The organism is Cognatundibacterium squillarum (assembly GCF_014652435.1).
GTDB lineage: Bacteria > Pseudomonadota > Gammaproteobacteria > Burkholderiales > Burkholderiaceae_D > Undibacterium > Undibacterium squillarum.
In genome coordinates, this window is the sequence record NZ_BMYU01000001.1 from 941,000 (window position 1) to 967,867 (window position 26,868).

Here is a 26,868-nt window from a genome sequence, read left to right on the forward strand (position 1 = left end):
AAAATATCAGTAATCAGTGCGAATCAGAGATAATCCGGCATCCGTTTCCAATTCAGACACCATGCCACGCCGCCCCAGTTTATCGACCCTGTATCTGCGCAAACCGGATGCCGCAGAAACCCAGCGCCTGCAGCAATTACAAGCTCTGTATGACGCAGCCGGACAGCAGGCTTTTTTATCTGACGATGAAACACTGCACTGTCTGTATCTGCAACCCGGTGTGATGCAAAGCGCCATGCTGACCACGCATCCGTGGTATCTGGTATGCGCTTATGCAAGACTGATGATGAGTGCACTGGTGCAGCAACCGGAACCTGCTTCAGCATGGATACTGGGGCAAGGCGGTGGCTCACTCAGCCGGTTTTTACAGTACGCTGCACCGGCCTGCCACACCGATGCAGTAGAAATTGATGAAACCGTGCTGCGGCTGTACCGGCAACTGCCAGCTGCGCCGGACAATCATCAGGTTACATTACATCACGCTGATGCTACCCGGTGGTTACCACAGCAGGTAGCCACCGGACGCCGCACTGACTTACTGCTGATCGATGTGTATGACAGAAACGGTCTGGTACCGGCGCTGAACACGCCGGACTTTTATGCAAGCTGCGCCAGCGCACTCAGCCGCAGCGGAATGCTGGTGGCGAACGTCTGGGGCAAGCCATCACAACTGAGCGTGATGCTGGCCGATTTACGGCAACAATTCGCCAGCGTGCAATGGGCACGCTCGCCGGACAGCTATAACCTGCTGGTGTTTGCCTGCCAGTCGCCGGTATCTGCAGAAACAAGGCAGGCGCACGTCGCCAGTCTGGAACAGCGTTTCCCTTCGCTGAACGTCACCGACAGTCTGCGCCGGCTGCGTACACTGCCGCTGACATCATGCAAAGACGCCGATCAGCAACAGCTGCTGGAAGATTTGCGCAGTATCCTGGTACCGGACAGCGCCGTCCCGCAGAATTATCCGGACTGGAAAAAAAGTGTTTTGCAGCAGGCAGATACGCTGCTGTCGCTTCCGGCTGACAAAATCCCGCCATACGGCGAAAAAGCATACGGTGATTGTGCTGGCGAATTGCCAGCCTGACAGGAATCTGGCAATCTCACAGCGAATCCGGTCAGGACTGACAGACCGGTAGCGGAGCAATTATGTACGATGACAATGACTTTACAGCGATCTCCAAGTTTTTAAAGCTCGGGGTCAAAATTACCTTCCGGGACCCGATGGGGAATAATTCGGCTTTTGAAACCAGCTTTCCGAATCCGCGCGGCGGCGTGGTACAGATTCGTGAAAAGAGTTTGTACGATGTGGAGCGCAAACTGCGTGCGCTGCTGAACAACGATACGCCGGTCAAAACCAAGCTCGCACCGTTTGCCTATCTGGGCACCAATTTCCGTGGCTTGCTGTATTGCACCCGTGGTTCTAACGAATTTATTGTCGAAGAAACCCACAATGTATTCGGATCGGAATCCAAACGCATCGTGCGTCAGGCTGACGACTTCAATCAGTTACTGAGCTGACGCACCAGCTCAGTAACTGCCCCGGTTTTGTACTTCAGTGCGTCATTCGCCGCTGCCGGCGGCACTGACCGACAAACTGCGGCATTCACCGACTGAGGCGCGACATCTTTACGCCAGCGGTTTATTCTGCCTTCATCGAATCCAACACATGAAGGAGAAAATCATGCGTGAAGAATGTGAAAATCCGGTTGCCCGCCGTCGCAAAAATCTGGTCTTCGGCCTGATGCTGATTGCTGCAGGCATGTATTTTATGGCGAACGACTGGATCGTCATTACCGAACTGCGCTGGTGGCACTGGGCTTCCGGTGCAATCGCCTTATCCGGTTTTATCGAACTGATCAGCGCACAAAATGCGGCGCACGTCGGACGCTCAGTCTGCACGCTGGTAATTGCCGCCTGGCTGTACATTTCCGCTGAGCACTTATGGGGCTGGAATTTCTCTAACAGCTGGCCTCTGTTACTGATCGGTGCCGGTGCGCAATACCTGATCGGCGGTATGTTTTCTTCTGATAAAAAATAATTCTGCGGAGTCCCATCATGTCTGCTCGTAAACAGCAAAACCGTGTCGTCTTTGGCGCAGCTCTGTTAATTTTCGGTGTTCTGGCCTTACTCGACAATCTGAATATTTTCAGCCATCTGAATTTTCTGCATTTCTGGCCTACGCTGTTCATTCTGGTCGGTATCTTAAAAATGTCCCGCAGCAATACGATTTCGGGACAATTAATCGGCGGCGGATTTGTTGCCTGGGGTGCGATCCTGACGCTGAAATACATGGGCATTATCAGTTTCAACATGCGCCATATCTGGCCACTACTGCTGATTCTCGGTGGTCTGGCAGTGATTTTTAAAGACAAACTGATCAGTGAAACCCAGTGGGGTGGGGTCGGCGAAGGTGCCGGTCAGTCCGACGTTTGCAACGTTTCCGCAGTCATGAGCGGCGCGAATGTACAGAACTCTGCGGTGAATTTCCGCGGCGGAGAACTGACAGCAGTGATGGGCGGCATTGAACTGGATCTGCGCGGTGCACAATTGCAGGATGACGCCACACTGAATGTATTTACGATGTGGGGCGGTATCAGCATCAAGGTGCCGCAAGACTGGACCGTGATGTCGCAGGGCGTGCCACTGCTCGGCGGGATCGATGACAAGACTGTCCCTCCGGCAATCACCGGCAAACGCCTGTTCATTCAGGGGTATGCAATTATGGGTGGTGTGGAAATTAAGAACTGATCATGCATCCCCTGCTCAGTAATCCGCAACGGGTGGCATGGTATCTGGCAGGCTGGTTATTCCTCAGCCTGCCGTGGATCAGGCTGGCGCACACCAGCCTGCAATTTTCTTTCTGGGCGGCTGCGGTACTGGTAATTCCGGTCATGCTGGTGACAGGCATCATTTGCAGCTCGGCGTATTATCTGTGTAAAGCCATGCCATCGAACCGGCGCAGTCTGGGACAAACGCTGATGGCATTTGGATTATCGTCAATCGTATCGGCCTTATTGGTCATGGCGCTGATCAGTGCATGGCATCAGGCATTAACGCTGCTGGCGCTTAACGAATTTCAGTGGCAATGGCAGGAACATCAGACCTGGCTGCTCGGCGGCAGTGCCGCCATCCTGTTTCTGGTGAATTTACTGGCCTATGATGTGTTTCTGAGTTTTGAACAGGTGCGCATCAGCGAACAGGCTGCGGCAGCCGCACAACTGGCAGCGCGCGATGCGGAACTGCAGGTACTGCGCTCGCAGATTGATCCGCACTTCCTGTTTAACAGTTTGAATTCCGTCAGCGCACTGACCACGATAGCGCCGGAACGTGCGCGGGAAATGACCATTGCGCTGGCCGATTTTTTCCGGCTGACGCTGCGCGCAGGACAGGATGACAAAATACGTCTGCAGGATGAACTGCAACTGTGTCATCACTTTCTGACGGTGGAAGGCATACGCTTCGGCCCCAAGCTGCAATATCAGCCGGAAGTTGCGGAAGGCCTGAATCTGGCACTGATACCGTCTATGCTGATTCAGCCACTGCTGGAAAATGCAATCAAACACGGCATTCAGCATTTACGCAAAGGCGGTTGTATCCGCTTGCAGATCCACGCAGATCAGGGCTGGCTGCATATACAGATACACAACCCTGTCGCTGACAGCGTCGCCGCCGATGAACGCAGCAATGCCGGCTTGGGTTTGCGCAATTTGTCCGAGCGCTGTCAGGCCATGTATGCAGGCCGTGCCCGCGTCAGTCATCAATCTGCTGACGGCCTGTTTTCTTTATCCGTAACGCTTCCTCTGGAGTTTGCAGCATCATGAAATCACCATGCCGTGTGTGTATTGCCGATGATGAATATCTGGCACGTGAGCTGGTCAAAGAATTTTTACGGCCGTTTCCGCAATTTCAGCTGACATGGGAATGTGAAACCGGTCAGGAAGCCGCGGATGTGATTCGCGATGAACAGCCGGATCTGGTATTTCTGGATATACAGATGCCGGAACTGACCGGACTGGAAGTGCTGGAGGTGACCGGTCGCAAACACGGCGTGATCTTCACCACTGCATATGATCAGTACGCGCTGAAAGCGTTTGATCTGCATGCGGTCGATTATCTGCTGAAGCCGTTCTCGCGCGAACGCTTTGAAGCTGCACTGCATAAAGCGGCGCAGCAGGTCGCCGCGCAGGAAAACCCGCCACTGCAGCAATTACTCAGTCAGCAGCAGCAACAGGCCCAGCGGATTTTGCTGCGCGAACGCGGTCAGACCGTGGCGATTCCCTTTGAAGAATTACTGTACGCGGAAGCGCAGGATGATTACGTGGTGCTGCACACCGCTGCACGCAGCTGGATGAAAACCCAGACACTCAGCGAGCTGGAACAACAGTTACCGGCGCAGCAGTTTGTCCGTGTACACCGCTCGTTTATGCTGAATCTGCAGGCTTTTGACAGCCTGCAGAAAATCAGCAAAGACAGCCATCAGGCGCTGATGCGGGGTGGCAAAAGCGTTCCGGTCAGCCGTTCCGGACTGGATAAGCTGCGGGCAGCCGGTTTGTCACTCAACGCTTAATCCGGCGTTCACGCCATTCAGCCTGTCAAAGCGGCGCTTTATCGCAAAGCGCTGTCGGCGAACGGATTGCCGGTGCAAGATAGCAGCATCCAATCTCATTCAGGGAGTACAACATGGCACATCCGGACCGCATTGAAGTGATTTTCCGTCAGACCATCGAAGAGTTTCTGTATCTGGCCCGCCGCGCCTTCCGCGCACTGGATGAACTGCCGCTGCCGCGTCTGCTGCTGGCTTGTCTGGTGATCGCGCTGATGATCAGTGTGATTCCGCTGGCGGTTAGCCTGTTTCTGATTTTTCTGGGTGTGAAGCTGCTGATGGGACTGGTGTTTTATAACGTGCACCAGCAAAAAGGGAAATCACCGCGACTGGCAGATGCGCCGCCAGCCGCAGATGATCATCGCTGATCAGCGATACTGATTGATCGCGTCGCGGGTTTGCACAGCCACGCGGCGCGCTGCATCGGTGTAGCTTTCACCGGCTTCTGCGCGTGCATACAGAATCGCACGGGATGAATTAATCATCATACCGGTGCCATTCGCGGTACGACCGGCACGGACAGTGGCTTCAATATCACCACCCTGCGCGCCGATGCCCGGAATCAGCAAAGGCATGTCGCCGGTTATTTCGCGCACGGCTGCGATTTCATTCGGGAAGGTGGCACCAACCACCAGCGCTGCCTGACCATTTGCATTCCATTTTTCTGCAACCAGTTGCGCCACATGCTGGTACAGCGGTTTGCCGCCGACATCCAGAAATTGCAGATCCGAACCGCCTGCATTTGAAGTACGGCACAGAATGATCACGCCCTTCTCTTTCCATTCCATGTACGGCTGTACCGAATCAAAGCCCATGTAAGGATTGACAGTGACGGCATCCGCACCGTAACGCTCGTAGGCTTCGCGCGCATATTGTTCTGCCGTCGCGCCGATGTCGCCGCGCTTGGCATCCAGAATCACCGGAATATGCGGATACTGCTGTTTAATGTAGCGGCAGATGGCTTCCAGTTGGTCTTCTGCGCGCAATGCGGCAAAATACGCAATCTGCGGCTTGAAAGAACAGGCCACAGACGCCGTGGCATCCACCATTGCTTTGCAAAACTGATAAATCGCGTCAGGCTGCCCTTGCAATTCTGCCGGGAAACGCTGAATATCCGGATCAAGGCCGACGCATAACAAAGACTGATTGGATTGCCATGCGGCTTGCAGTTGTTGAATAAATGTCACGATTTACCCCATATAATTTCAGATTGGTCACGGCCAGCATTATACCTGCTGAAGCAGGCGCTACCCTGACCACAAAGCCGGCTTTCTGCCGGCGCAGGACACTACCATGACAGTTTGCCCCCCAGTCAATGCCAGCCCGCTGTTGCGGCTGGATCGCCAGCTCTGCTTCGCGCTGTATTCCGCCTCGCTGGCAATGACCAAAACCTATAAGCCTCTGCTCGATCAGCTGGGTCTGACCTATCCGCAATATCTGGTGATGATGGTGCTGTGGGAACAGGACGACCGTGCCGTCAAAGAGATCGGCGAATTGCTGCATCTGGATTCCGGCACGCTGACTCCCTTGCTGAAACGTATGGAAGCGGCGGGTCTGGTACACCGTCAGCGCGACAGCAAAGATGAACGCTCGGTCCGCATCCGTCTCAGCGATCAGGGCCGCGTACTGCATGAACGTGCTGCGGAGATACCACTGCAAATATTCTGCGCCAGCGGCCAGACACCGGAACAACTCGACACCCTGCGTACCGCACTCAACCAGCTGCGCGATCAGCTCAGCGCTGGTTAAGCACACCATCACTATGCAGAAGTCCGCATCCGTCATTTCCGGAGAGCCGGACTTTCTGCCGACGACCGCCGGATCGCCATGCTGAAATCCGCATTTGGGCGTTTTTTAGCTCTTTTCAGACACCTGTCGGCATTCACCTGTTCAGCCAAATTTTCTGACCAGACCGATTGTGAGCCTGCGCGCAACAAAATGATCCCAGGCACGCTGATCAAAGTAGGAGCTGCGTGTCCAGTACGCATTTTTGCTGCCATCAAAAAAATCGCTGAGATTCAGCGTGAGATGCAGCTTTTTGCTGATCTGATGCTTCCAGTTCAGATTCACGGCAGACCTTGCTCCGTAACCGCCCAGTGCTGATAGGCCGGCCGCTGTGTAAGAAGCATCAAGCGCAATACTGTCTGCTCCAGCCTGATAAGTCGCACTCAGTTTCAGATAGCCGGAATCGGCGCTTTGCAAAACCATATTATTTCCGTCCGGCGTGTTCAGCCAGACGTGATAAATTGCCGCGTCCAGCCCCAACTTCCAGTGCGGACTCAGTGTACTATCCAGCGTGACGGTCATTCCCGCTGACCGTGCGTTACCACCGTTTTGTTTCGAAGTAATCAGTACATTGTCGGTAAAACTGCGTGCATCAACTACCGTATTCCTGCTACTGCGGTAAAAAACGCTGAAGCTGCTCTGCCATCTTTCTTCCTCAGTCTGACCTCCCAGCTCCCACATCTGTACCTGCTGAGGTTGCAACGCGGAATTACCACGCGTCAGATTTTGCGCATCGACATAACTTGAATACGGATTCAGATCGCGAGGATCCGGTCGCTGTGAGCTGCGGCTGACGCTGAAACTGAGTTCACGCTTCTCATCCAGTGCGTAGCGCATATGCAGGCTCGGGTTCACTGCCAGCTGCCTGGAGGGTGAGGCCTCAAATTCCCCGGACTGCACCAGTGTTGTTGGCTGTTCGGCCCGCACCCCCAGCAGCAGTCCCCAGTCTGCGAGTTGTAACTGTGTCGTCAAATAGGCGGCCAGTACGTCTGTCCGCACCAGATACGCATTGCTCACATCCGTTCTTAAGGTTTCTTTACCACTGTAGGGATCGGTGTCAGCCTGCCAATTTGCCAGTCTGTCAGTCTGGCGATGCCAGTCCAGCCCTGCGCCCCATTGCACACCGTCCTCCCGGTAACTCCAGTCCACACTGAGCTGGCTCAGGCTGCGCCTGTTATTGGTATTGCCATGACTTTGCTGCTCCGGTCGCTGCGGCTGCACGTAAACATCGCGATAGGATTTATCAATCAGCCCATCGGTATAACTTTGCTGTGCTGCCAGCTTCAGTGCCCGGTTCGCGCCCTGCTGACTGTAACTGAGACTTACATCTGCATCCGTTTGCGTATTCGGTCCGACTGAAATCCGGTGAAACACGGTATCCTGCGCCTGCGTTGCATCTTGCTTCAAAACATCCAGTACTGGCCGCGACTGACGATGGTTGTAATGGGTGCTGATGCTGAGCGTATCCGCATTGTTTGGTAAATAGTCCACTCCGGCACTGCCGCTCAACACTTGCCGGTGCACAAATACCTCAGAACGCTGTTCATTTGTGCCGGATTGCCCGTTGACGGGATTGCGCCAGTGCACCATCGAATAGCGTTGCTTCAAATTGCCGTCTTCCCTGAAGCTCAGTGTGCCGTGCAAACTGAGTTCCCGCTGCGTCCGGTCCGCCGTCAGATGTGTCTGCCATAACGCGTGATCAGACATACTGGCCCTGAACTGTGCATGCTGACCCGGTTTGCGGTCACGCTGCAAAACGAGATTGACAATCGCGCCGCCATTAGCGGCATACGCGGCAGAAGGATTGGTAATTACCTCCACCCGTGCGAGTTCGGCGGCACTCATGGTTTGCAAGGCAACTGCGCGCTCCTCACCAGTCAGCGCAGCCAATGGTTTGCCGTCTACCAGTACGGTGACTTGTGTTCCTCCCTTTACAGTCATTTTCCCTTCGGCACTGATATTCAGATCGGGCAAATTACGCAAGATATCCTGCACAGACATATTATCTATTGCCACGAACTGGCTCAGCTCATACACCGTTTTATCGATTTTTTTTACGACTGGTGCTTTATTGGCGATAACTTCCACCCTGGCAGCTTCTGGCTCAGCGGTATAGCCCGCGCTTGACATGCTGAGGAGTAAAAGGCTGCCAAGCAATCGACCAAGCTGACCTGACATGTTTCCCGAAATCCGGTTAAGGCTGAAAAAACAGAGATGCACTGTCTGCACAGAAAGTAAATGAGGCATAAATAAGGGTCAGACCAGCGCAGCCAGATAGACGATCGATGTCCGCCCGTTCCATGAATTAAAAATCAAGCAATTATAAAATGACTATGCAGAAGTCCGCATCCGTCATTTCCGGAGAGCCGGACTTTCTGCCGACGACCGCCGGACCGCCATGCTGAAATCCGCATTTGGGGTGATTTGGGGCATCTGGAAGGCCTGCAGACCTCCTCTGCGATGAAAGGGCGTGCTTTCACGTCCGGCAGACAGATCCCCCGACAAAATTTCAAAGCGCGGTTTACGCCTTACTCAGGCGCAGAGGTGCCGTCATCCGGGCTTGTAATCGATGTTTCAAGATAGCACATGCAGGTACGCTGTACGCAGTCAGCCAGTCTTACAAGGGCCTTCCACCATCTGATACAAGCTGACTATCAGGATGATTGAAAAAGACAATCGCAATTTATATTGCACACAATTGAATTGCACTCTATCATTTACTCCATCGCAGCAATCATGTTGCGAACCGAATCCACCTCAATCAGGAGAACATCATGCAAGTACTGTACACAGCTAACGCAACAGCAACCGGCGGCCGCGACGGCCGCGCAGTTTCCAGCGACGCACAACTGGACGTCAAACTGACTACACCAAAAGAACTGGGCGGCGCGGGCGGCGCAGGCACCAATCCTGAGCAATTATTTGCTGCCGGTTACTCTGCCTGCTTTATCGGTGCGATGAAATTTGTGGCTGCTGCCGCGAAAAAAGCCCTGCCGGCAGATGTGTCCGTCAATGGTCTGGTCGGCATCGGCCCTAACGGTAAAGGCGGTTTCGGTATTACCGTCACACTGAACATCAGCCTGCCGGGTATGGACCGTGCCGACGCGGAAGCACTGATCCACAAAGCACACGAAGTCTGCCCGTATTCGAACGCAACCCGCGGCAATGTGGATGTGACACTGAATCTGATCTGATTTGCTGATCACACAAACCTGCTGACACGCGGAGGCAAGCCCGAAGCGGGTTTGATCGAGGTTTGATGCAGAAAATAAAAACGGAGCATTCGCGCTCCGTTTTTTGTTTTGCAGCAGATGCAGCTGCCGCGTGTCATGCCAAGCTGCCTGCAGAAAACCAGCAGAACAGTTTCAACAAATAGATTCAGATATAAAAAAACGGAGCACTGAGGCTCCGTTCTCTGTCTGCAGCACTGTGCGGTACACGCAGCTTATCCGGTGACGCTGGTCTTACGCAAGCCGCCGAGCAGAGCGGCACGCTTCTGCGGTTTCGGAGCAGCTGTGTTGTTTGCAGCTGCAGACTTTTCGTTACGTGCGCTGGCAGGTGCTGTGTTCGGCGTGTAAGGGCGCAGGAACCAAGGATCAACTTTTTCACGTGCCGCGCCATAACCACCACGGCTGCGGCCTTCGCCACGCTGTTCATGACGATTTTCGCTACGCTGATCACCGCGATATTCGCTGCGGTGTTCACGTTCGCGGAATGCCGGTGCGCTGGTCGGCACAAAACCAGCCAGTTGCAAACGCACGATTTTACGACCGGTCAGTTTTTCGATATCAGCCAGTGCTTTGTCATCCTGTGCTCCGCACAGGGAAATCGCATCACCCTTGGCGCCGGCACGACCGGTACGGCCGATACGGTGCACATAATCTTCTGCGTTAAACGGCAGATCGTAATTGATCACGCACGGCATTTCAGAAATATCCAGGCCACGCGCGGCAACGTCGGTTGCGACCAGCACTTCCACTGCACCGCGCTTGAAATCTTCCAGCGCAGTCATCCGTTCCGATTGGGATTTATCGCCGTGAATGGCTGCAGCTTTGACGCCCTGCTTTACCAGATGCACGGACAGACGCGACGCGCCGATCTTGGTATTTGTAAATACGATCACTTGCTTCAGGCCGCGTTCGCGCAGAATGAAGGCAATCGCATCGCGTTTTTCATCTTCCTTCACTTCATACAGAATCTGCGTCACGTTGTCGGACGTTGCATTGCTGCGCGCCACTTCAATCGTTTGCGGATTACTCAGGAAGCTGGCAGCCAGTTTTTTGATTTCCGGCGAGAAGGTCGCAGAGAACATCAGGTTCTGACGCTGACGCGGCAACAAATTAATGATGCGCTGCAGATCCGGCAGGAAACCCATATCCAGCATACGGTCTGCTTCATCCATCACCAGAATCTGGGTCTGGCTCAGATTGATCGATTTTTGCGCGACGTGATCCAGCAAGCGGCCCGGAGTCGCGATCACAATTTCCACGCCGGAGCGCAGTGCCGTAACCTGAGGTGCGATATCCACACCGCCGAATACCACGGTTGCGCGCAAGCCGGTGTGACGCGAATACGCTTTCACGTTTTCCGCGACCTGATCTGCCAGCTCACGGGTTGGCGTCAGAATCAGCGCACGTACCGGATGGCGTGCCGGAGACGCACTGTTGTTCGCATGCGCCATCAGACGCTGAATAATCGGCAGAGAAAAACCGGCGGTCTTCCCGGTACCGGTTTGCGCGGCGCCCATCACATCCCTGCCTTGCAGAACGACCGGAATGGCCTGCGCCTGAATCGGTGTCGGATATTCATAGCCCTGATCGCGCAAAGCACGCAGAATCTCAGGGGCTAAACCGAAATCGTCAAAACGCTGGCGGGCCGCTGCTGAATCAGCAGGGGCAGAAACTGGGGAAGACTGTTGGTCTGTCATCATTATTGAAACCTCATCCGGCCTGCGGCATTGCTGATGCAATGACTCGCAGTGCATGTGCTGTTACTACCGGAATGAAAGCAAATAGAAAATCGTGTGCGAAACCTGCATTGTAGCACCATGCAGCAATCACAACCGTATTGACTGGTATGTTCTGTGAATATCACCGCAGATCAGAGACAGAAAAGGACTTAATCAGTCCTTCTTGTGCTCAAAACGGTAACTGGTGGGCCCAGCAGGACTTGAACCTGCGACCAACGGATTATGAGTCCGCTGCTCTAACCAACTGAGCTATAGGCCCGGTTTTCCAAAGATTGGCTGTTTTTAACAACCGCCCGGCTGACACAAACGCATGCAGCGCAAGCAAAAAACGGGCACCGAAAAACGGCACCCATTATAAACGATTAATTACCTTCGAGGAAGCTCTTCAGCTTATCGGAACGGGAAGGATGGCGCAGTTTGCGCAATGCCTTGGCTTCGATCTGACGAATACGCTCACGGGTCACATCAAACTGTTTCCCCACTTCTTCCAGTGTGTGGTCAGTCGACATTTCGACACCGAAACGCATACGCAGCACCTTGGCTTCACGCGGCGTCAGAGAATCCAGCACGTCTTTCACCACATTGCGCATCGATGCATGCAACGCTGCGTCGGACGGTGCCAGTGTGTGATTATCCTCAATGAAATCACCCAGATGCGAATCATCATCGTCACCGATCGGTGTTTCCATCGAAATCGGTTCCTTCGCGATCTTCATGATCTTGCGGATTTTATCTTCCGGCATTTCCATCTTGATCGCCAGTGTCGCCGGATCCGGCTCCACGCCGGTTTCCTGCAGAATCTGACGGGAAATCCGGTTCATCTTATTGATGGTTTCAATCATATGTACCGGAATACGGATGGTACGTGCCTGATCGGCGATAGAACGTGTAATCGCCTGACGAATCCACCATGTTGCATACGTGGAGAATTTATAACCACGGCGGTATTCGAACTTATCGACCGCTTTCATCAGACCAATATTACCTTCCTGAATCAGATCCAGGAATTGCAAACCACGGTTGGTGTATTTTTTCGCAATCGAAATCACCAGACGCAGATTGGCCTCGGTCATTTCACGTTTTGCCTTACGTGCCTTCATCTCACCGGCGGACATGCGTTTATTAATATTCCGCAAGTCAGCCAGCGGCAGAACAACACGCGCCTGCAAGTCGATCAGTTTTTGCTGCAATTGCTGGATTGCCGGTACGTTACGGCCCAGTGTCGCACTGTAAGCGTGACCGCCGTTAACTTCACCTTCAACCCACTGCAGATTGGTTTCATTGCCAGGGAAAACTTTAATAAAGTGGGAGCGCGGCATATTGCAGCGATTCACCGCCACATCAAGAATCTGTTTCTCAATATGACGCACTTCATCAACCTGTCCACGCAGAGTGTCGCACAGTTTTTCAACGACCTTGGCTGTGAAGCGGATACCCAGCAGTTCGTTAGAAATCGCTTCCTGTGCTTTTACATAGGTCTTGGAGTTATAACCTTCTTTTTCGAAGGCTTTACGCATTTTGTCAAAATTAGAGGAGATCACATCAAACTTCGCCAGAGAATCACGCTTCATCTGCTCCATTTGTTCTGCGCTCATCGCCGTTGCACCAGCAGCGCCACCGGATTCTTCTTCCTCTTCTTCTTCCTCTTCCTCTTCTTCCTCGTCTTCATCAGACTCATCATCAGAAGCAGGTGGAGGAGCAGCCACCACAGGCTCATCATCGCTGGCGTTAGGGTCTACCAGACCGTCAACGATTTCATCAATCTTAATTTCATCAGCAGCAATCTTATCTGCCATTTCCAGAATCTCAGCGATTGTGGTCGGGCAGGCGGAGATTGCCTGAATCATGTCTTTCAGACCTTCTTCGATCTTTTTCGCGATAACGATTTCGCCTTCGCGCGTCAGCAACTCGACCGAACCCATCTCACGCATATACATACGAACAGGATCAGTGGTACGACCAAAATCAGAATCAACCGTCGACAGTGCGGCTTCTGCTGCCGCTTCAACTTCATCATCATCTGAAGCAACGGTAACGACATTGTCGGACAGCAGCAGTGTTTCCGCATCCGGCGCCTGTTCGTAGACAGCCACGCCCATGTCATTGAAGGTGCCGATAATGCCTTCGATTGCCTCCGGATCTACAACGTTTTCAGGCAGATGATCATTAATCTCCGCAAACGTCAGGTAGCCGCGGTCTTTACCGAGTTTGATCAGTGCTTTCAGTTTCTGACGGCGACGCTCAAGTTCTTCTTCCGTTGCTTCCGGATCAGAAGAAAATGCATCTTTCAGTAAAGCTTTTTCTTTCGCTTTACGGTCTTTTGCCTTCGCTTTATCAATCGCTTTCAGCTCCGCACGCTCAACGGCGTTCAGGGCGGCAATTTCATCATTCTCAGGCTGAAAATCTTTTGGCTTACGCCCGCGACGTCCCGGTACTTTCACACCAGGCAAAACATATCCGGAAGTATCAATGGTTGCCAGCACAGCAGCATCCGTCGTCTGACTGACAGCAGGTGCATTACCCTGACGGATTTCCTGAACCTCGGCCGCTGGCGCAGCGGTTTTCGCAGCAGCCGCTTTTTTCGGCGCACGTGCCGGCTTGGCTTCGGTTGCCACGGACTCTGCTGGCTGCGCAGCAACAACCGGAGGTGCAATTTCTGCAGCCTCAGCTTTTTTGCTGCGTTTTTTCGGCGCTTCAGCGACAACCTGCTCTGCTGCCTGCGGAGCGGCTTTCTTTGCTTTGGATGGGGATTTGCTGCTGGATTCTTTCACGGGTGCTTTCTTTGCTGTGACCGGATCGTTATTTTCCGCGACCGGGCTCTGACTGCTGGACTTCTCGGATTCTGATGCTGCCTTCGCTGCGACAGCCGTCTTATTTACTTTAGGCGCTTTGCTGTCTTTCGCAAGCGCTTTCTGTTCAACCGGATGATCAGACGATGCAGGTGTCTTTGGTTTGGCGCTGGCTTTCACGGCCCTGGAAGTTTCGGTGACACTGTCTTCGGTTTTTGCTGGCTTTTTCGAACTTCTGGGCGCAGTTCCGCTGCCGGTTTCTTTGTGGGTTGCCTTTGCCGCTGATGTGGATTCCGTTGCCGGCGTCAGGGTTTTCGCGGGTTTCTTCATTGCGTTAGCCATTGAATCAAACCATCCGGTACTGAGGAAGTCGTCTGCGCTACCCCATACAAATTTCATAACGACAGACAGACTGCTTACAGCCCTGCTTCGCCATTCTTTTGTTTCAGACTTCCCGAGTCTCAGCGCCAGTGTTTGGGTTACTCGGAGGAGCACAAAGGCTCACCTAAACAACACGTTCTGCCTAAAAATTCAGCAAATTACACAGAACAAAACAACCTAAGACCTTGAATTGAAAGCTTTAAATTATAGCACGCAGACACCGCTTTCTCCAGTCTGTGGACCGCCGACAGCGCAGGAATCTGATAAAAAAATAGGCAGATCCCCAAAGACGCATCTATTCAAACATGCGTTTTTATCAAGCCTGAGGCCGGAAATCAAGCCCCCGCCCTGCCGATGATGATTTATCGCAACGGGAGCTCAGGCTGCAGACTGTCTTTTTAGCTGATCCAGTAAAGCCATAATCTCACGCCAGCGCTGCCGCGAAGCATCATCCGCCAGACCTCGCGCAACCAGCTGATCCGCCTCAGCACGCAATGCCTGCATACGCATCTGACGGATTGCTCCGGCAAGCTCAAGCTGCGCCAACTGAGGATCAATATCGCCCTGACCGGCAATTTCAGTAATCAGACCATCAAAATCGTTGCCGGTTCCACGCAGAATCTCCGCCAGCGCGGCAAATTGCCCGTGCTCGCCCAGCGATAATGCCGCCTGAACAAGCCCCTGCAGCATTTCAGCTCCATCGGGTGCAAGTTTTGCAGCATCAGCCATAACAACCAGATCCAGCATTGCCGCCAGAGGCGGGAACGCCATAACCAGGCGCATAATCTGCAACTCAAGTCCAACCGGTGCGCTGCGGCGCACGCGTGCAGGCGCAGCAGCCTGACGACGTACTACAGGCTGAGTCAGCGAAAACAAGGCCTCAATATCGCCGGCAGGTGTTTGCGTCAGCTGCGCCAGTTGCCGCACGATTTGCAATCGCAGCGCCGTTGGCTGCATCGCCTGCAACAAAGGCTTTGCCTCTGCCAGTGCGTGCGCACGACCTTCAGCCGATTGCAAACTGAGACCCGCCGTTACTTCACGAATAAAAAACTGTGATAACGGGGTTGCGCCACGAATTTCCTGCTCGAACGCATCCGCGCCGAATTCACGGATATAGGAATCCGGATCATGCTCGGCAGGAAGAAACAAAAACTGCACCAGTTTGCTGTCATCCAGTAAAGGCAGACAGGCATCCAGAGCGCGGCGTGCTGCGCGGCGACCAGCCGCATCTCCGTCAAAACTGAATATAATCCGGTCCGTCTGACGCAACAGCTTTTGCACATGCGTCGCTGTACAAGCGGTTCCCAGCGTTGCGACGGCCTGCGGGAATCCCATTTGCGCCAGCGCGACGACATCCATGTAACCTTCCGTGACCAGCGCGTAACCAGCCTCACGGATCGCCTGACGCGCCTCAAACAAACCATACAGTTCCAGCCCCTTCTGAAATACCGGTGTTTCCGGCGAATTCAGATATTTAGGCTCTCCCTGTTCCATAATACGACCGCCAAATCCAATGACCTGACCCTTCGTATTGCGAATCGGGAACATAATGCGGTCCCGAAAACGGTCATAACGCTTACGCTGGCCACCATTTTCAGCACTTTTATCGATGACCAGACCTGCTTCATCCAGTGCGCCAGCAGCGTAATCGGGAAAGACCTGCCGCAGACTGTCCCAGGCATCGGGCGCAAATCCAAGTCCGAAGCGCGCAGCAATCTCACCCGTCAGACCACGTTTTTTCAGATATGCAATCGCCTGCGGCGCTGCTTTTAACTGCTGTCGGTAAAACTCACAAGCCTTACCAAGCACATCACTGAGCGCCATACTTTTTGCCTGCGCCTCAGCACGTCTTTCGGGAATGATGCGGTTTTCTTCGGGCACAACCATACCCATTCCCTGCGCCAGATCCCTCACTGCATCAGGAAAGCTCAATCCTGAAAATTCCATCACAAATCCGATCGCCGTGCCGTGCGCACCGCAACCGAAGCAGTGATAAAACTGCTTGGTCGGGCTGACGGTAAAACTAGGCGATTTTTCATTGTGAAACGGACACAAACCCATATAGTTTGCGCCGCCTTTTTTCAGCTGAACATGCTTGCCAACAACATCCACAATGTCGACGCGGGCCAGCAAATCCTGAATAAAGCTTTGCGGTATCAATGCCTTCTCCGGCGCAGAAAGCGGGGGATTACTTGCTCAGCGCCGCTTTGACGAGGCCGGAGACTTTACCCATGTCGGCACGTCCTGCCAGACGGGTTTTCAGTAATTCGATGACTTTGCGCATATCCTGCGGGCCAGCAGCACCAGTCTCTGCAACCGCCGCCGCAACCGCAGCCTGCACTTCTTCATCAGACAAAGCGGCTGGCATATATGTAATCAGCACTTCAATCTCGGATTTCTCGATTTCAGCCAGCTCCGGACGACCACCAGCCTCAAATTGCTGGATAGAGTCTTTACGTTGCTTGATCATTTTTTCAATGATCGCGAGAATCATGCCATCATCCAGCTCCACACGCTCATCCACCTCTTTCTGCTTCATTGCTGCCTGCAGAAGACGAATAGTCGCCAGCTTGCTCGCCTCTTTCGCGCGCATTGCTGCTTTCATATCATTGGTGATTTGTTCTTTTAAGCTCATGAAATTTCCTGAATGACGAAATAAAAAATGACAACGCCCGCTGCGGTACACCGAAGCGGGCATGCAAACCTAATGACGGTTCATTGCTTTCCATCTGGCGCTGCCAGACGAGGCAATGAATCAGTACATTTTCTTAGGCAACTGTTGACTACGAATGCGTTTGTAGTGACGCTTAACAGCCGCAGCCAGTTTGCGTTTGCGTTCTGCTGTTGGCTTTTCGTAGAACTCGCGAGCGCGCAATTCGGTCAACAGACCGGTCTTTTCGATAGTGCGCTTGAAGCGGCGCATGGCGACTTCGAACGGCTCGTTTTCTTTAAGGCGAATTGTGGTCATTTAAGTTCAAACCATGGAAAAAATTGTAGGAAGACCGAGATAGTAACAGGATTTCAGGCTTTTTGGAAGAATTTTTTGATTAATTCTTATGCAGTCAAGCCCCTGCCCGGCCTTTTTGTTGTGAATCCACTGTTTACGCCGACAAGCCTGCTACATAGCCGGAAGCCCAGGCCCACTGGAAATTATACCCGCCCAGCCAGCCTGTCACATCCATTGCTTCGCCAACCACATATAAGCCGGGGACTTTCTGCACCATCATCGTTTGTTGCGAGAGTTCGCGGGTATCTATCCCACCGCGCGTTACCTCAGCTTTGCGATACCCTTCCGTTCCATCCGGTATCAGTTGCCATTGATTGACCGCCTCACCGATACGGCGCAGTACTTTATCGGACAAGTCAGCCATACGGCAGCTTCCGTCCGCCTCACAAGTGATTAGCAACACCTCAGCCAGACGCGCTGGCATGTATTGCGTGAGCACCGTCAGTAACTGTTTTTTATTGCCGGATTTTTGCGCAAGCAGTTCGTCAGCCAGATCGGTTTCGGGCAATAAATTAATTGTCAGTGGCGTGCCCGGCTCCCAGTAACTGGAAATCTGCAGAATCGCCGGACCGGACAAGCCACGGTGCGTAAACAGTAAATCCTCCCGGAAAGTGATCTTATTCTTTTTCGTTCCGGTAGAAATATCCACTTCCAGAGAAATTCCGGCGAGAGGCACGAACGGAGCCCAGACCGACTGCGCAAAAGTCAGTGGCACCAGTGCCGGCCGTGGCTCAACCATGCGCAGGACAAACTGACGGGCGATCCGGTAAGCAAAATCCGTCGCGCCGATTTTCGGAATCGATAAACCGCCGGTCGCAAGCACAACACTCTGCGCAGAGATCTTCCCGCCCGATGTTTGCAGCACAAAACCTGTTTCTGCTGACTCCAGTGCATCAACCTCTGCAGGCATTCTCCAGCAGACACCGTTTTTATCGCACTCCGCTTTCAACACCCGGATAATCTGTTCTGCACTGTCATCACAAAACAATTGTCCCTTGTGTTTTTCATGCCAGGCAACATGATATTTTTTCAGCAATGCCAGAAAATCCTGCGGGGTGTAGCGCGACAAGGCGCTACGGCAAAAATGCGGATTATTCGAAAGATAATTAGACGGGCCAGCATGCAGGTTTGTGAAATTGCATCGCCCGCCGCCGGAAATACGAATTTTCTCAGCAAGCTTCGTTGCATGGTCGAGTAAAGCGACACGGCGCCCCCGGCCTGCCGCGGTAGCAGCACACATCATCCCCGCAGCACCAGCTCCGATGACAACGACATCAAACACTTCCATTTGCTACTCCCGCAAAAATCGAACCCCGCATTCTATCGAAATCCCCATTCGCAGCACAGCAAAATCAAGCACTCACGGCGCCACCCAAAAGAATGTTGCAATGCAATAAATTATTCGGGATTCCCGCCATTTTTTGTGGGATCTGCACAACGAAAATTCATTTTTTCGTGATGTTCTCCATATATTTTCTATGATGAACTTGACGGCTTTGTCACAAAACGGAAACATGCGCGTTAATTTTGCGCAAACGTTTGCGCAAATTCCAAGATTTTCGATTATGTTGACGTTGAGCGCCTTGCCGGCTCGCTGACGTGGTACTGATTTTTACTTTTAAACAGGAAAATTATGTCTACACCTTCCAAAAGACTGATGCTGCACACTACCCGCAGCCTCATCGCCGTAGCAATCGCTACTGCATTCCCTGCGCAAATGGCGTTTGCTGATGATGCAAAAACCGAAGCGAAGAAAGACGACACCAAACTGGAAACCGTGATTGTTACGGCAAACCGTCGCGCGGAAAGCATCAAAGAAGTGCCGATGTCGATTTCCGCAATCAAAGGCGAAGCGCTGGACACCTACACTGCATCCGGCCAGGACATCCGCTTCCTGTCTGCACGCACACCGAGCCTGAACATTGAGTCTGATTTCGGCCGTTCTTTCCCGCGCTTTTATATCCGCGGTCTGGGCAACACTGACTTCGATCTGAATGCATCGCAGCCTGTCGGTCTGGTATACGACGACATCGTTCAGGAAAACCCAGTGTTGAAAGGCTTTCCGGTATTCGACGTGGATCAGGTTGAAATTCTGCGCGGCCCGCAAGGCACGCTGTTCGGCCGCAACTCCCCGGCTGGCGTGATCAAATTTGATTCCGCTAAACCAAGCAAACGCTTTGAAGGCTACGCCTCTGTCGGCTTTGGCAACTACGGCGCAGTGAATCTCGAAAGTGCAATCAACGCGCCAATTAACAGCGACTGGGCTGCCCGCGTTTCTGCGCAGGCACAAAGCCGCAATGACCGCGTAAATAACCCGCAAGCGACTGGTACGCGCAGCCTGGAGGGCTACCACGACAATGCGGCACGCGTTCAATTGCAATACAAAAATCAGGACTTCACAGCATTACTGAATGTTCACGGCCGTGATATGGCAGGTAATGCAACGTTGTTCCGTGCCAATATTATTCAGAAGGGTACGAACAATCTGGTGCCGGGCTTTGACTACACAGTCTATCCGACGGATGGTGTCAATAAACAAACACTGACATCCTGGGGTAGCAACCTGCATCTGCAGTGGGATCTGAAAGACATGTCTATCTACGCCATTACCGGCTATGACCGCGCGAAGTTCTACAGCCGCGCTGACGTCGATGGTGGATACGGTGCATCTTTCGCACTGCCTATGGGCCCGGGCTTCATCCCATTCCCTGCAGAAACAGCAGACGGCGTTCCATATCTGCGTCAGATGACACAGGAAATCCGCGTTCAGTCCACTACCAAAGATGCGTTGCAATGGATTGCAGGTCTGTACTACTTCAATGAAAGCCTGCAGGTTGACAGCTTCGACTTCAACTCTCTGGGCGGCAATGTACAGGATGGTTACGCAGTTCAGCATCAGCAAGCGAAATCCTACGCTGCATTCGGTTCTGTGAACTATGCCATCAATGAGCAAACCAAGGTACGTGCCGGCCTGCGCTACACCAAAGACAGCAAGGACTTTGATGCGCAACGCCTGTGGACTCCGGGCAAGCCACAAAGCGCCGGTGGCACTAAGTTATTCACCACCAGCCCTTCTGCCAGCAATCTGACATGGGATCTGAACGGCAACTATGCACTGGACAAACAAACGAACCTGTTTGCCCGTATTGCAACCGGTTACCGCGCACCGAGTGTTCAGGGCCGCGTATTGTTCGGTGATGGTATTTCCGTAGCCCGCTCCGAAAAAACACTGTCGTTTGAAGCCGGTGTAAAGAAAGACATCCTGGAAAACACTGCACACGTTGACTTCACAGTATTCCAGTACACAGCACGCGATCTGCAACTGACCGCTGGTAACGGCAGCGTCAACCAGAATCAGCTGGTGAATGCTGACAAGGCGACTGGCCAAGGTTTCGAACTGGATCTGACTGCGAAAATCAACCGTAACTGGAAAGCAATCGTCGGCGTTAGCTATAACGATACGCAGATCAAAGATTCTGCTCTGTACGTTGTTCCTTGCGGCAATGGCTGTACAGTAACGAATCCTGCAGGTCCGAATGGAACTGTTGCGATCAATGGCAACCCGCTGCCACGCGCGCCGAAATGGGTTGGTAACTTCTCTCTGAAGTACACAACACAAATCGGTGATGGCACACTGTACGCAATCACCGACTGGTCTTACAAAGATCGCTACAACATGTTCCTGTACGCAGCCAAAGAGTACGACGCAAAATCCATGCTGGAAGGTGGTCTGCGCGTAGGTTATCAGTGGGCAGATGGCAAATATGAAGTTGCAGGCTACGCCCGTAACATCACTAACCGTCAGCAAGTGGTTGCCGCGATTGACTTTAACAACCTGACCGGCATCCTGAACGAACCACGCAGCTACGGCGTTCAGTTCAAAGCCAACTTCTGATTATTCTGATTCAGAAAAAACGGAAAACAAAACGCCCGCAATTGCGGGCGTTTTGCTATCAGTCACTGAAGATCGAATATCTGATTACAAGGTACTCATCACATTTTTTCTGCGACCCTGGCAGACCATTCACGACACCACTGAAACTGAAGCTGAATATTGGCAGGAACCGGCTTCTTCCCTTCCAGCACATCAGAAATCCATTGTGCAGTCGTTACTGCATCCAGTGCTTCAGGCAAAATTTCTGCGCCTTCGAAAGCCACTTCCTGCGTTTCGCCAAGTACTTCCTGCTGACCGTCATACCAGACATTCAGCTGCTGCATCCTTGCTGTATTTGCCACCGTTTCACCTTCTGTCGCACGCATCAGAAATAATGCTCCTTCAGATGCCGGAAGGCATTGCGCAGCAAATTCAGACAAAGTCGTCAGATATTCGCGATGTGTGTACGACGTCAGTCGTAATGCGGGTATGGCGAACGGTTGCAATAACTTAACCAGTGTATGCGTGGAGTTGCGCAATCCCAGCTCTTTGCGGATATTCAGCAAACCTGACATGGCAGGCGACAGAGTGGATAATGCCATCCAAGCCGGCAAACCGCTTTGCCAGCATGCACTGACCTGCGCAGCGTCTTTGCACTCTCCGATCTCCAGTTGCTGAAAAATTTCTGCACTGGTCACACGTCCCGCATCCTGCAAAACACCGTGCAGCAATACCGGTACACCCTCGCGTGCCAGTAGCAGTGCCAGCAACGGCGTCAGGTTCGGCTTTTTACGGGCACCGTTATAACTGGGTATTAAGACAGGTGCAAAATCTCCGGGTGTACTGACTGGCAAAGACAGGCAGTGCGGCTTGCAGGCATCCAGAAATCCGGCAATCTCTTCCGGCGTTTCGCCTTTGATCCGCATCGCAAGCAAAATCGCCCCGAGTTGCAGATCACTGACTTCACGTTTCAGCATCGCATCGTATAACTTCGCTGCAGTTGCGCGATCCATCGGCTTTGCACCGAACTTACCACGCCCGATCTCTTTAATAACGGATGGCACATGCCATTCTGCAAAGCCGGCATCAAGCTGCATGTTTTGCTCCTGCCAGTTGCTCCGTGATAAATTGCCACTCATGCGCCGTCACTGGTGTGATAGACAGGCGGCTGCCTTTTTTCAGTACCAGCATATCTTCCAGTTCAGGATGGCTGCGTAATTCATTAAGAGAAATCAGGCGCGTTTTGCGTATGGCTTTCACATCGACCATGATCCAGCGCGGATTTACCTGCGTGGATTTCGGATCGTAATAATGACTGGCCGGATCGAACTGGGTGTGATCCGGATACGCAGTACTGCAAACTTCTGCGATACCTGCAATGCCAGGTTCCGCGCAACTGGAGTGATAGAACAAAACACCATCGCCTGGCTGCATTTGATCACGCATAAAATTGCGGGCCTGATAATTGCGTACGCCAAACCACGCAACGCTTTGCTGCGCCAGCGCATCGTCAATGCTGACTTCATCGGGTTCAGATTTCATGAGCCAGTAAGCCATCGTCTGCCTCTTCAGAGTGAATATGAAAGATAAGGAATGCGGAGATTGTAGCCGGAAAGTACGGCGCAAGCGGGCGTCAGCAATTTACTGGAATGGCAATCGGTGACAAACACCGGAAAAGAAAACGGCTGTCATGTGACAGCCGTTTAAGAGAAGGCCCCGCCAGAGTCGCTATGCCGGCATCCTGAACCTGACGGTTCAGTTCGGCTGCAGTCAGTTCAATTTCGGGTTCATCGGACTAGCGACGCTCACACCTATCGAACAATATCCTGCTGCCTATGCACGAAAATGGTTCAAGGAATATATGGCACTGGCGAACACGGCAGGGAGACTTAAGTGTACTCCCAAATCCGTATGACTTGCTAGACCCTGCGTAAAAAATTCAGGTAAAAAACCTTTTCAGAATAAGGTTTTTTGCGGTGTGATTGCTTCGTCAAGAATCTGATGCATGCGACTGATTTTCTCGCGCACATCCCCCATCGACATACCTGAAAGCGGACCATCCGGCGCTTTAGTGGACAGCAATTCTGCCGTCATCCCCAGTGCAGCCATCACAGCAATACGGTCGGTTCCTTTCACCTTGGCGGTATCGCGGATCGCGCACATTTTGGCATCCAGATACGCTGCCGCTTCACGCAAAGGACGGTCTTCGCCTTCTTTGCAGGCCAGCTTGTAAATTTGCCCCATGATCATGACATCAATCTGGATCATTTTTTTCTCACTCATGCAGATTCTCCGTCATTCAGCACTTCCGGCGGCAGGCGGTCTAACAGCGCCAGCACTCTTTGCTCAGCCTGTTGCAAACGTTTTTGCATATCGTCACGGCTGGCGGTCAGCGCGGTAACCACCGTGTTGTGCGTCGTGGTCAGCGATTCGACTGCTGCATTGTGAGTGGTCGTCAGAGACTCAACCGCAGCGTGATGACTGGCATTCAGCGCATCGACCGCGGCGCTGTGACCGGTTTTCAGCGCAGTCACTTCATCGCTGTGGCCGGTTTTCAGTCGTGTCAGTTCCTCACTGTGACTGGTCGTCAGACGCGTCAACTCTTCGGAATGGCTGGTTTTGAGCGAGGCGATTTCCTCACGCAGGCTGGCAGTGACCGTGCTGAACTCTTCGCGCAGGCCGGCATTTTCCTTGCGCAGCGCATGCGTCTGTTCAGCCAGACGGCTGACTTTTTCCACCAGTTGTTCGAAATCGGGGATCATCATAGATGTGACAAATTATGCAACAAAACTGAAACAGAAATTATACGGGGAAATCAGGAAGATACACCGGAAATAGCTTACAAATCTCGATATTCAACAAATTTTAATATGCGTTAACGACCATGACTGACTTTTTAGTGACAGAAGGCAGCAAAAAGCCTCGCTGCGCGGACAAAAAGCCGCATTCATCACGATAAACGCCCGTCCAGACTCAGGATAGTCCGCATTGTGCGGCGCAGCAAGCGGGGTGCAGCAACTTTCGCTTTTTCACCCTCACCACGACAATTTTGGAGGGTGGACGCACATCTTGAAAAAAAATAGGTTATTATCTGCCGCACGGTTGTTCTGGCTTGTTGCCACAGCAATCACATTTGCAGTCGCCGCTCAGGCATCTATTGAATCTGCAAAGTTCGTCCCCAGATCCGGCATATCAGCCGCCAGTGCAGACAAGCTAGGCCTGCCGCGCATACCGGTGGTCTGTGGCGCAAAACACTTTTATTTTTCCCTCAAGCTGAGGACTTCATGAGCGATTTAATCAAACACATTAGCGATGCTTCCTTTGAAGCAGATGTACTGAATTCTGACAAACCGGTTCTGGTCGATTTCTGGGCAGAATGGTGCGGCCCTTGCAAAATGATCGCTCCGATTCTGGACGACGTTGCAAAGGAATACCAAGGCCGTCTGTCTATCGTTAAACTGAACGTGGATGACAATCAGGCAGTTCCTGCGAAATTCGGTATTCGCGGCATTCCTACCCTGATCCTGTTCAAAAACGGCGAAGTCGCTGCACAAAAAGTCGGCGCACTGGCAAAAGGTCAGCTGGTTTCCTTTATCGACGCCAATATTTGAGTTATGATACAGGCCTTGCCGGCGCTGTTCCTCAGCGTCCCGCAAGGCCGGTTGCAGTCAGCCCCTGTATGAAATCAATAAGCCGCTGACGCAGCTAGCCATTAGAGACTTGCAAACACTCTGTTTCTTTAGTCATTCCCCCGTATTTTCCCCACCTAATTTCCCCGTTTCCGGGACACACATTCACCATGCATTTATCTGAATTAAAGGCCTTACATGTTTCCGCATTGCTGGAAATGGCCATCGGACTTGAAATTGACAATGCCGCCCGGATGCGCAAACAGGAACTGATGTTTGCGATCCTGAAAAAGCGCGCCAAAGCCGGCGAACAGATTTTCGGTGACGGCACGCTGGAAGTGCTGCCGGATGGTTTCGGTTTCCTGCGCTCGCCGGACGCCAGCTACATGGCATCGACGGACGACATTTACATTTCTCCGTCCCAGATCCGTCGTTTCAACCTGCACACCGGCGATTCGATCGAAGGTGAAGTGCGTACACCGAAAGACGGCGAACGTTATTTCGCGCTGGTGAAAGTCGACAAGGTCAACGGGGAATCGCCGGAAGCGTCGAAGCACCGTATTCTGTTTGAAAACTTAACGCCGCTGCATCCGAACAAGATCCTGCATCTGGAACGTGAAATGCGCGGCGAAGAAAATGTCACCGGCCGTATTATCGACATGATCGCGCCGATTGGCCGTGGTCAGCGCGGCTTGCTGGTGGCATCGCCGAAATCCGGTAAATCCGTGATGCTGCAACACGTTGCGCATGCGATTACCACCAATCATCCTGACGTAACCCTGATCGTGCTGCTGATCGACGAACGTCCGGAAGAAGTCACCGAAATGCAGCGTTCCGTCCGCGGCGAAGTGGTTGCATCGACTTTCGATGAACCACCGATGCGCCACGTACAGGTTGCTGAAATGGTGCTGGAAAAAGCCAAGCGTCTGGTCGAAATGAAAAAAGACGTGGTCATTCTGCTCGACTCCATCACCCGTCTGGCCCGTGCTTACAACACCGTGATCCCTGCGTCCGGTAAAGTGCTGACTGGTGGTGTGGATGCGAATGCGCTGCAGCGTCCTAAACGCTTCTTCGGTGCGGCACGTAATGTTGAAGAAGGCGGCTCGCTGACCATCATCGCAACTGCGCTGATCGAAACCGGCAGCCGTATGGATGATGTGATTTACGAAGAATTCAAAGGTACCGGTAACATGGAAGTGCATCTCGAACGCCGTCTGGCCGAGAAGCGCGTGTATCCGTCGATCAACCTGAACAAATCCAGTACCCGTCGTGAAGAATTGCTGATCAAACCGGATCAGTTACAGAAGATCTGGGTACTGCGCAAACTGCTGTACGGTATGGACGAGATCGAAGCGATGGAGTTCATCCTCGACAAAATGCGCTCAACCAAAAACAATGCAGAGTTTTTTGAAATGATGCGCCGCGGCGGTTAATCCCCGTCTGCACAGAAAAACGGTGAATTGCGAAAGCAACTCACCGTTTTTTGTTTTTATACGCCCGCATCTTTTCCCTGTCGCCCCGATATTTCTCACCGCAGACGCCGCCTGACATCTGCCGGATCCTCCCGATTTCATCTGCGCTATTGTGCAGAACTCCGCATCTGCCATTTCCGGACAGCCAGACTTTCTGCCGACAACAGGCAGATCGCTGTGCTGAACACCGCATTTCCGGCATTTTCCGGCGTTTTTACTCGCTAACGCCAAGGCCGTAACAACAGCACCAGCCAGCAGCAAACACCACCCGTCGCAGACAAATTGATTTGCATGATCAAAACAACAAGAATAACGATTCAATCGATGCATTGCCCCGCTACCCGCAAAATACGCCCTACCCC

At 52.7% G+C, this 26,868-nt stretch carries 25 protein-coding genes, 1 tRNA gene and 1 other RNA gene; 12 read left to right on the forward strand and 15 right to left on the reverse strand.

Annotated elements, in window-relative coordinates:
* The first annotated feature begins 61 nt into the window (after positions 1-61).
* From IE092_RS03990 to IE092_RS04020, 7 genes are all read left to right on the forward strand, one after another.
* Positions 62-1,081: a class I SAM-dependent methyltransferase gene (locus tag IE092_RS03990; protein ID WP_189355681.1), complete on the forward strand. Its 1,020-nt coding sequence runs from the start codon at positions 62-64 to the stop codon at positions 1,079-1,081.
* Between the two features lie 62 nt (positions 1,082-1,143).
* Positions 1,144-1,515, forward strand: coding sequence for a hypothetical protein (locus IE092_RS03995; RefSeq protein WP_189355682.1), 372 nt, complete (start codon positions 1,144-1,146; stop codon positions 1,513-1,515).
* A gap of 163 nt (positions 1,516-1,678) precedes the next feature.
* Positions 1,679-2,035 (forward strand): hypothetical protein, encoded by a 357-nt coding sequence (locus IE092_RS04000; RefSeq protein ID WP_189355683.1) that lies wholly within the window; start codon positions 1,679-1,681, stop codon positions 2,033-2,035.
* Positions 2,036-2,052: 17 nt separating this feature from the next.
* Positions 2,053-2,745 (forward strand): LiaI-LiaF-like domain-containing protein, encoded by a 693-nt coding sequence (locus IE092_RS04005; protein ID WP_189355684.1) that lies wholly within the window; start codon positions 2,053-2,055, stop codon positions 2,743-2,745.
* Between the two features lie 2 nt (positions 2,746-2,747).
* Complete coding sequence (locus IE092_RS04010) at positions 2,748-3,818, forward strand: sensor histidine kinase (protein ID WP_189355685.1); 1,071 nt, start codon at positions 2,748-2,750, stop codon at positions 3,816-3,818.
* Positions 3,815-4,564 carry a LytR/AlgR family response regulator transcription factor gene (locus tag IE092_RS04015; protein WP_189355686.1) on the forward strand — a complete coding sequence of 250 codons (750 nt, stop codon included), beginning with the start codon at positions 3,815-3,817 and terminating at the stop codon, positions 4,562-4,564. Before IE092_RS04010 ends, IE092_RS04015 begins: the two co-directional genes overlap by 4 nt.
* Before the next feature lie 113 nt (positions 4,565-4,677).
* The gene (locus IE092_RS04020) at positions 4,678-4,968 is read left to right on the forward strand and encodes a hypothetical protein (RefSeq protein ID WP_189355687.1); all 291 of its coding nucleotides are present in this window, start codon (positions 4,678-4,680) and stop codon (positions 4,966-4,968) included.
* Here the strand turns inward: IE092_RS04020 and pyrF are convergent, their stop codons facing one another.
* Positions 4,969-5,787 carry an orotidine-5'-phosphate decarboxylase gene (gene pyrF, locus IE092_RS04025; RefSeq protein ID WP_189355688.1) on the reverse strand — a complete coding sequence of 273 codons (819 nt, stop codon included), beginning with the start codon at positions 5,785-5,787 and terminating at the stop codon, positions 4,969-4,971. It abuts the gene before it with no gap.
* Positions 5,788-5,893: 106 nt separating this feature from the next.
* Between pyrF and IE092_RS04030 the strand changes: the two genes are divergently transcribed.
* Positions 5,894-6,349 (forward strand): MarR family winged helix-turn-helix transcriptional regulator, encoded by a 456-nt coding sequence (locus IE092_RS04030; protein ID WP_189355689.1) that lies wholly within the window; start codon positions 5,894-5,896, stop codon positions 6,347-6,349.
* 141 nt (positions 6,350-6,490) lie between these two features.
* Here IE092_RS04030 and IE092_RS04035 read toward each other — a convergent pair whose 3' ends face one another.
* Positions 6,491-8,563: a TonB-dependent receptor gene (locus IE092_RS04035; protein ID WP_189355690.1), complete on the reverse strand. Its 2,073-nt coding sequence runs from the start codon at positions 8,561-8,563 to the stop codon at positions 6,491-6,493.
* Between the two features lie 596 nt (positions 8,564-9,159).
* Between IE092_RS04035 and IE092_RS04040 the strand changes: the two genes are divergently transcribed.
* Positions 9,160-9,579: an organic hydroperoxide resistance protein gene (locus IE092_RS04040; RefSeq protein WP_189355691.1), complete on the forward strand. Its 420-nt coding sequence runs from the start codon at positions 9,160-9,162 to the stop codon at positions 9,577-9,579.
* Positions 9,580-9,830: 251 nt separating this feature from the next.
* Here the strand turns inward: IE092_RS04040 and IE092_RS04045 are convergent, their stop codons facing one another.
* From IE092_RS04045 to IE092_RS04075, 7 genes are all read right to left on the reverse strand, one after another.
* Complete coding sequence (locus tag IE092_RS04045) at positions 9,831-11,312, reverse strand: DEAD/DEAH box helicase (protein WP_189355792.1); 1,482 nt, start codon at positions 11,310-11,312, stop codon at positions 9,831-9,833.
* 224 nt (positions 11,313-11,536) lie between these two features.
* Positions 11,537-11,613, reverse strand: a tRNA-Ile gene (locus tag IE092_RS04050).
* Positions 11,614-11,716: 103 nt separating this feature from the next.
* Positions 11,717-14,473, reverse strand: a complete 2,757-nt coding sequence (rpoD, locus tag IE092_RS04055) for an RNA polymerase sigma factor RpoD (protein ID WP_373295317.1) — start codon at positions 14,471-14,473, stop codon at positions 11,717-11,719.
* 429 nt (positions 14,474-14,902) lie between these two features.
* Positions 14,903-16,684, reverse strand: a complete 1,782-nt coding sequence (gene dnaG, locus IE092_RS04060; protein ID WP_189355692.1) for a DNA primase — start codon at positions 16,682-16,684, stop codon at positions 14,903-14,905.
* 28 nt (positions 16,685-16,712) lie between these two features.
* Positions 16,713-17,159, reverse strand: a complete 447-nt coding sequence (locus IE092_RS04065) for a GatB/YqeY domain-containing protein (protein WP_189355693.1) — start codon at positions 17,157-17,159, stop codon at positions 16,713-16,715.
* A gap of 120 nt (positions 17,160-17,279) precedes the next feature.
* Entirely contained in the window at positions 17,280-17,492 is a 213-nt protein-coding gene (gene rpsU, locus IE092_RS04070; RefSeq protein WP_005877634.1) for a 30S ribosomal protein S21, read from the reverse strand.
* A 133-nt stretch (positions 17,493-17,625) separates the two neighbouring features.
* Positions 17,626-18,819: a BaiN/RdsA family NAD(P)/FAD-dependent oxidoreductase gene (locus IE092_RS04075; RefSeq protein ID WP_189355694.1), complete on the reverse strand. Its 1,194-nt coding sequence runs from the start codon at positions 18,817-18,819 to the stop codon at positions 17,626-17,628.
* A gap of 345 nt (positions 18,820-19,164) precedes the next feature.
* Here IE092_RS04075 and IE092_RS04080 point away from each other — a divergent pair, with 345 nt between their 5' ends.
* Positions 19,165-21,426 (forward strand): TonB-dependent receptor, encoded by a 2,262-nt coding sequence (locus tag IE092_RS04080; protein WP_229793009.1) that lies wholly within the window; start codon positions 19,165-19,167, stop codon positions 21,424-21,426.
* A gap of 98 nt (positions 21,427-21,524) precedes the next feature.
* Here the strand turns inward: IE092_RS04080 and ybiB are convergent, their stop codons facing one another.
* The 5 genes from ybiB to IE092_RS04105 all read right to left on the reverse strand — a co-directional run bounded on the left by ybiB (position 21,525) and on the right by IE092_RS04105 (position 24,170).
* Positions 21,525-22,502 (reverse strand): DNA-binding protein YbiB, encoded by a 978-nt coding sequence (gene ybiB / locus IE092_RS04085; RefSeq protein ID WP_189355695.1) that lies wholly within the window; start codon positions 22,500-22,502, stop codon positions 21,525-21,527.
* A complete protein-coding gene (locus IE092_RS04090; protein WP_189355696.1) occupies positions 22,492-22,962 on the reverse strand; it encodes an EVE domain-containing protein in 471 nt (156 codons plus the stop codon). The genes ybiB and IE092_RS04090 overlap by 11 nt, the downstream gene beginning before the upstream one ends.
* A 152-nt stretch (positions 22,963-23,114) precedes the next feature.
* Positions 23,115-23,294: non-coding RNA, 6S RNA (ssrS, locus tag IE092_RS04095), on the reverse strand.
* A gap of 67 nt (positions 23,295-23,361) precedes the next feature.
* Entirely contained in the window at positions 23,362-23,673 is a 312-nt protein-coding gene (locus IE092_RS04100) for a cell division protein ZapA (RefSeq protein WP_189355795.1), read from the reverse strand.
* 11 nt (positions 23,674-23,684) lie between these two features.
* A complete protein-coding gene (locus tag IE092_RS04105; RefSeq protein ID WP_189355697.1) occupies positions 23,685-24,170 on the reverse strand; it encodes a hypothetical protein in 486 nt (161 codons plus the stop codon).
* A 519-nt stretch (positions 24,171-24,689) separates the two neighbouring features.
* Here IE092_RS04105 and trxA point away from each other — a divergent pair.
* Entirely contained in the window at positions 24,690-25,016 is a 327-nt protein-coding gene (trxA, locus tag IE092_RS04110; RefSeq protein WP_189355698.1) for a thioredoxin TrxA, read from the forward strand.
* A 188-nt stretch (positions 25,017-25,204) separates the two neighbouring features.
* Positions 25,205-26,467, forward strand: coding sequence for a transcription termination factor Rho (gene rho, locus IE092_RS04115; RefSeq protein WP_189355699.1), 1,263 nt, complete (start codon positions 25,205-25,207; stop codon positions 26,465-26,467).
* On the opposite strand, the gene IE092_RS04120 is transcribed toward rho, so the two are convergent.
* Positions 26,417-26,836, reverse strand: a complete 420-nt coding sequence (locus IE092_RS04120) for a hypothetical protein (protein ID WP_189355700.1) — start codon at positions 26,834-26,836, stop codon at positions 26,417-26,419. The two genes, rho and IE092_RS04120, sit on opposite strands and share 51 nt — an antisense overlap.
* Between the last annotated feature and the right edge of the window lie 32 nt (positions 26,837-26,868).

Excerpts from the sequence above, each read along its gene's own strand:
- IE092_RS04010 (WP_189355685.1), top strand. The coding sequence starts at position 2,748 with ATGCATCCCCTGCTCAGTAATCCGCAACGGGTGGCATGGTATCTGGCA.
- ybiB (WP_189355695.1), bottom strand. The coding sequence starts at position 22,502 with ATGCAGCTTGATGCCGGCTTTGCAGAATGGCATGTGCCATCCGTTATT.
- IE092_RS04040 (WP_189355691.1), top strand. The coding sequence starts at position 9,160 with ATGCAAGTACTGTACACAGCTAACGCAACAGCAACCGGCGGCCGCGAC.
- IE092_RS04000 (WP_189355683.1), top strand. The coding sequence starts at position 1,679 with ATGCGTGAAGAATGTGAAAATCCGGTTGCCCGCCGTCGCAAAAATCTG.
- IE092_RS04100 (WP_189355795.1), bottom strand. The coding sequence starts at position 23,673 with ATGATCCAGATTGATGTCATGATCATGGGGCAAATTTACAAGCTGGCC.
- IE092_RS04020 (WP_189355687.1), top strand. The coding sequence starts at position 4,678 with ATGGCACATCCGGACCGCATTGAAGTGATTTTCCGTCAGACCATCGAA.
- IE092_RS04120 (WP_189355700.1), bottom strand. The coding sequence starts at position 26,836 with ATGCATCGATTGAATCGTTATTCTTGTTGTTTTGATCATGCAAATCAA.
- IE092_RS04065 (WP_189355693.1), bottom strand. The coding sequence starts at position 17,159 with ATGAGCTTAAAAGAACAAATCACCAATGATATGAAAGCAGCAATGCGC.
- rho (WP_189355699.1), top strand. The coding sequence starts at position 25,205 with ATGCATTTATCTGAATTAAAGGCCTTACATGTTTCCGCATTGCTGGAA.
- IE092_RS04005 (WP_189355684.1), top strand. The coding sequence starts at position 2,053 with ATGTCTGCTCGTAAACAGCAAAACCGTGTCGTCTTTGGCGCAGCTCTG.
- IE092_RS03995 (WP_189355682.1), top strand. The coding sequence starts at position 1,144 with ATGTACGATGACAATGACTTTACAGCGATCTCCAAGTTTTTAAAGCTC.
- IE092_RS04035 (WP_189355690.1), bottom strand. The coding sequence starts at position 8,563 with ATGTCAGGTCAGCTTGGTCGATTGCTTGGCAGCCTTTTACTCCTCAGC.
- IE092_RS04090 (WP_189355696.1), bottom strand. The coding sequence starts at position 22,962 with ATGGCTTACTGGCTCATGAAATCTGAACCCGATGAAGTCAGCATTGAC.
- IE092_RS04015 (WP_189355686.1), top strand. The coding sequence starts at position 3,815 with ATGAAATCACCATGCCGTGTGTGTATTGCCGATGATGAATATCTGGCA.
- IE092_RS04075 (WP_189355694.1), bottom strand. The coding sequence starts at position 18,819 with ATGGAAGTGTTTGATGTCGTTGTCATCGGAGCTGGTGCTGCGGGGATG.
- IE092_RS04045 (WP_189355792.1), bottom strand. The coding sequence starts at position 11,312 with ATGACAGACCAACAGTCTTCCCCAGTTTCTGCCCCTGCTGATTCAGCA.
- IE092_RS04105 (WP_189355697.1), bottom strand. The coding sequence starts at position 24,170 with ATGATGATCCCCGATTTCGAACAACTGGTGGAAAAAGTCAGCCGTCTG.
- trxA (WP_189355698.1), top strand. The coding sequence starts at position 24,690 with ATGAGCGATTTAATCAAACACATTAGCGATGCTTCCTTTGAAGCAGAT.
- rpoD (WP_373295317.1), bottom strand. The coding sequence starts at position 14,473 with ATGAAGAAACCCGCGAAAACCCTGACGCCGGCAACGGAATCCACATCA.
- IE092_RS03990 (WP_189355681.1), top strand. The coding sequence starts at position 62 with ATGCCACGCCGCCCCAGTTTATCGACCCTGTATCTGCGCAAACCGGAT.
- IE092_RS04080 (WP_229793009.1), top strand. The coding sequence starts at position 19,165 with ATGTCTACACCTTCCAAAAGACTGATGCTGCACACTACCCGCAGCCTC.
- rpsU (WP_005877634.1), bottom strand. The coding sequence starts at position 17,492 with ATGACCACAATTCGCCTTAAAGAAAACGAGCCGTTCGAAGTCGCCATG.
- IE092_RS04030 (WP_189355689.1), top strand. The coding sequence starts at position 5,894 with ATGACAGTTTGCCCCCCAGTCAATGCCAGCCCGCTGTTGCGGCTGGAT.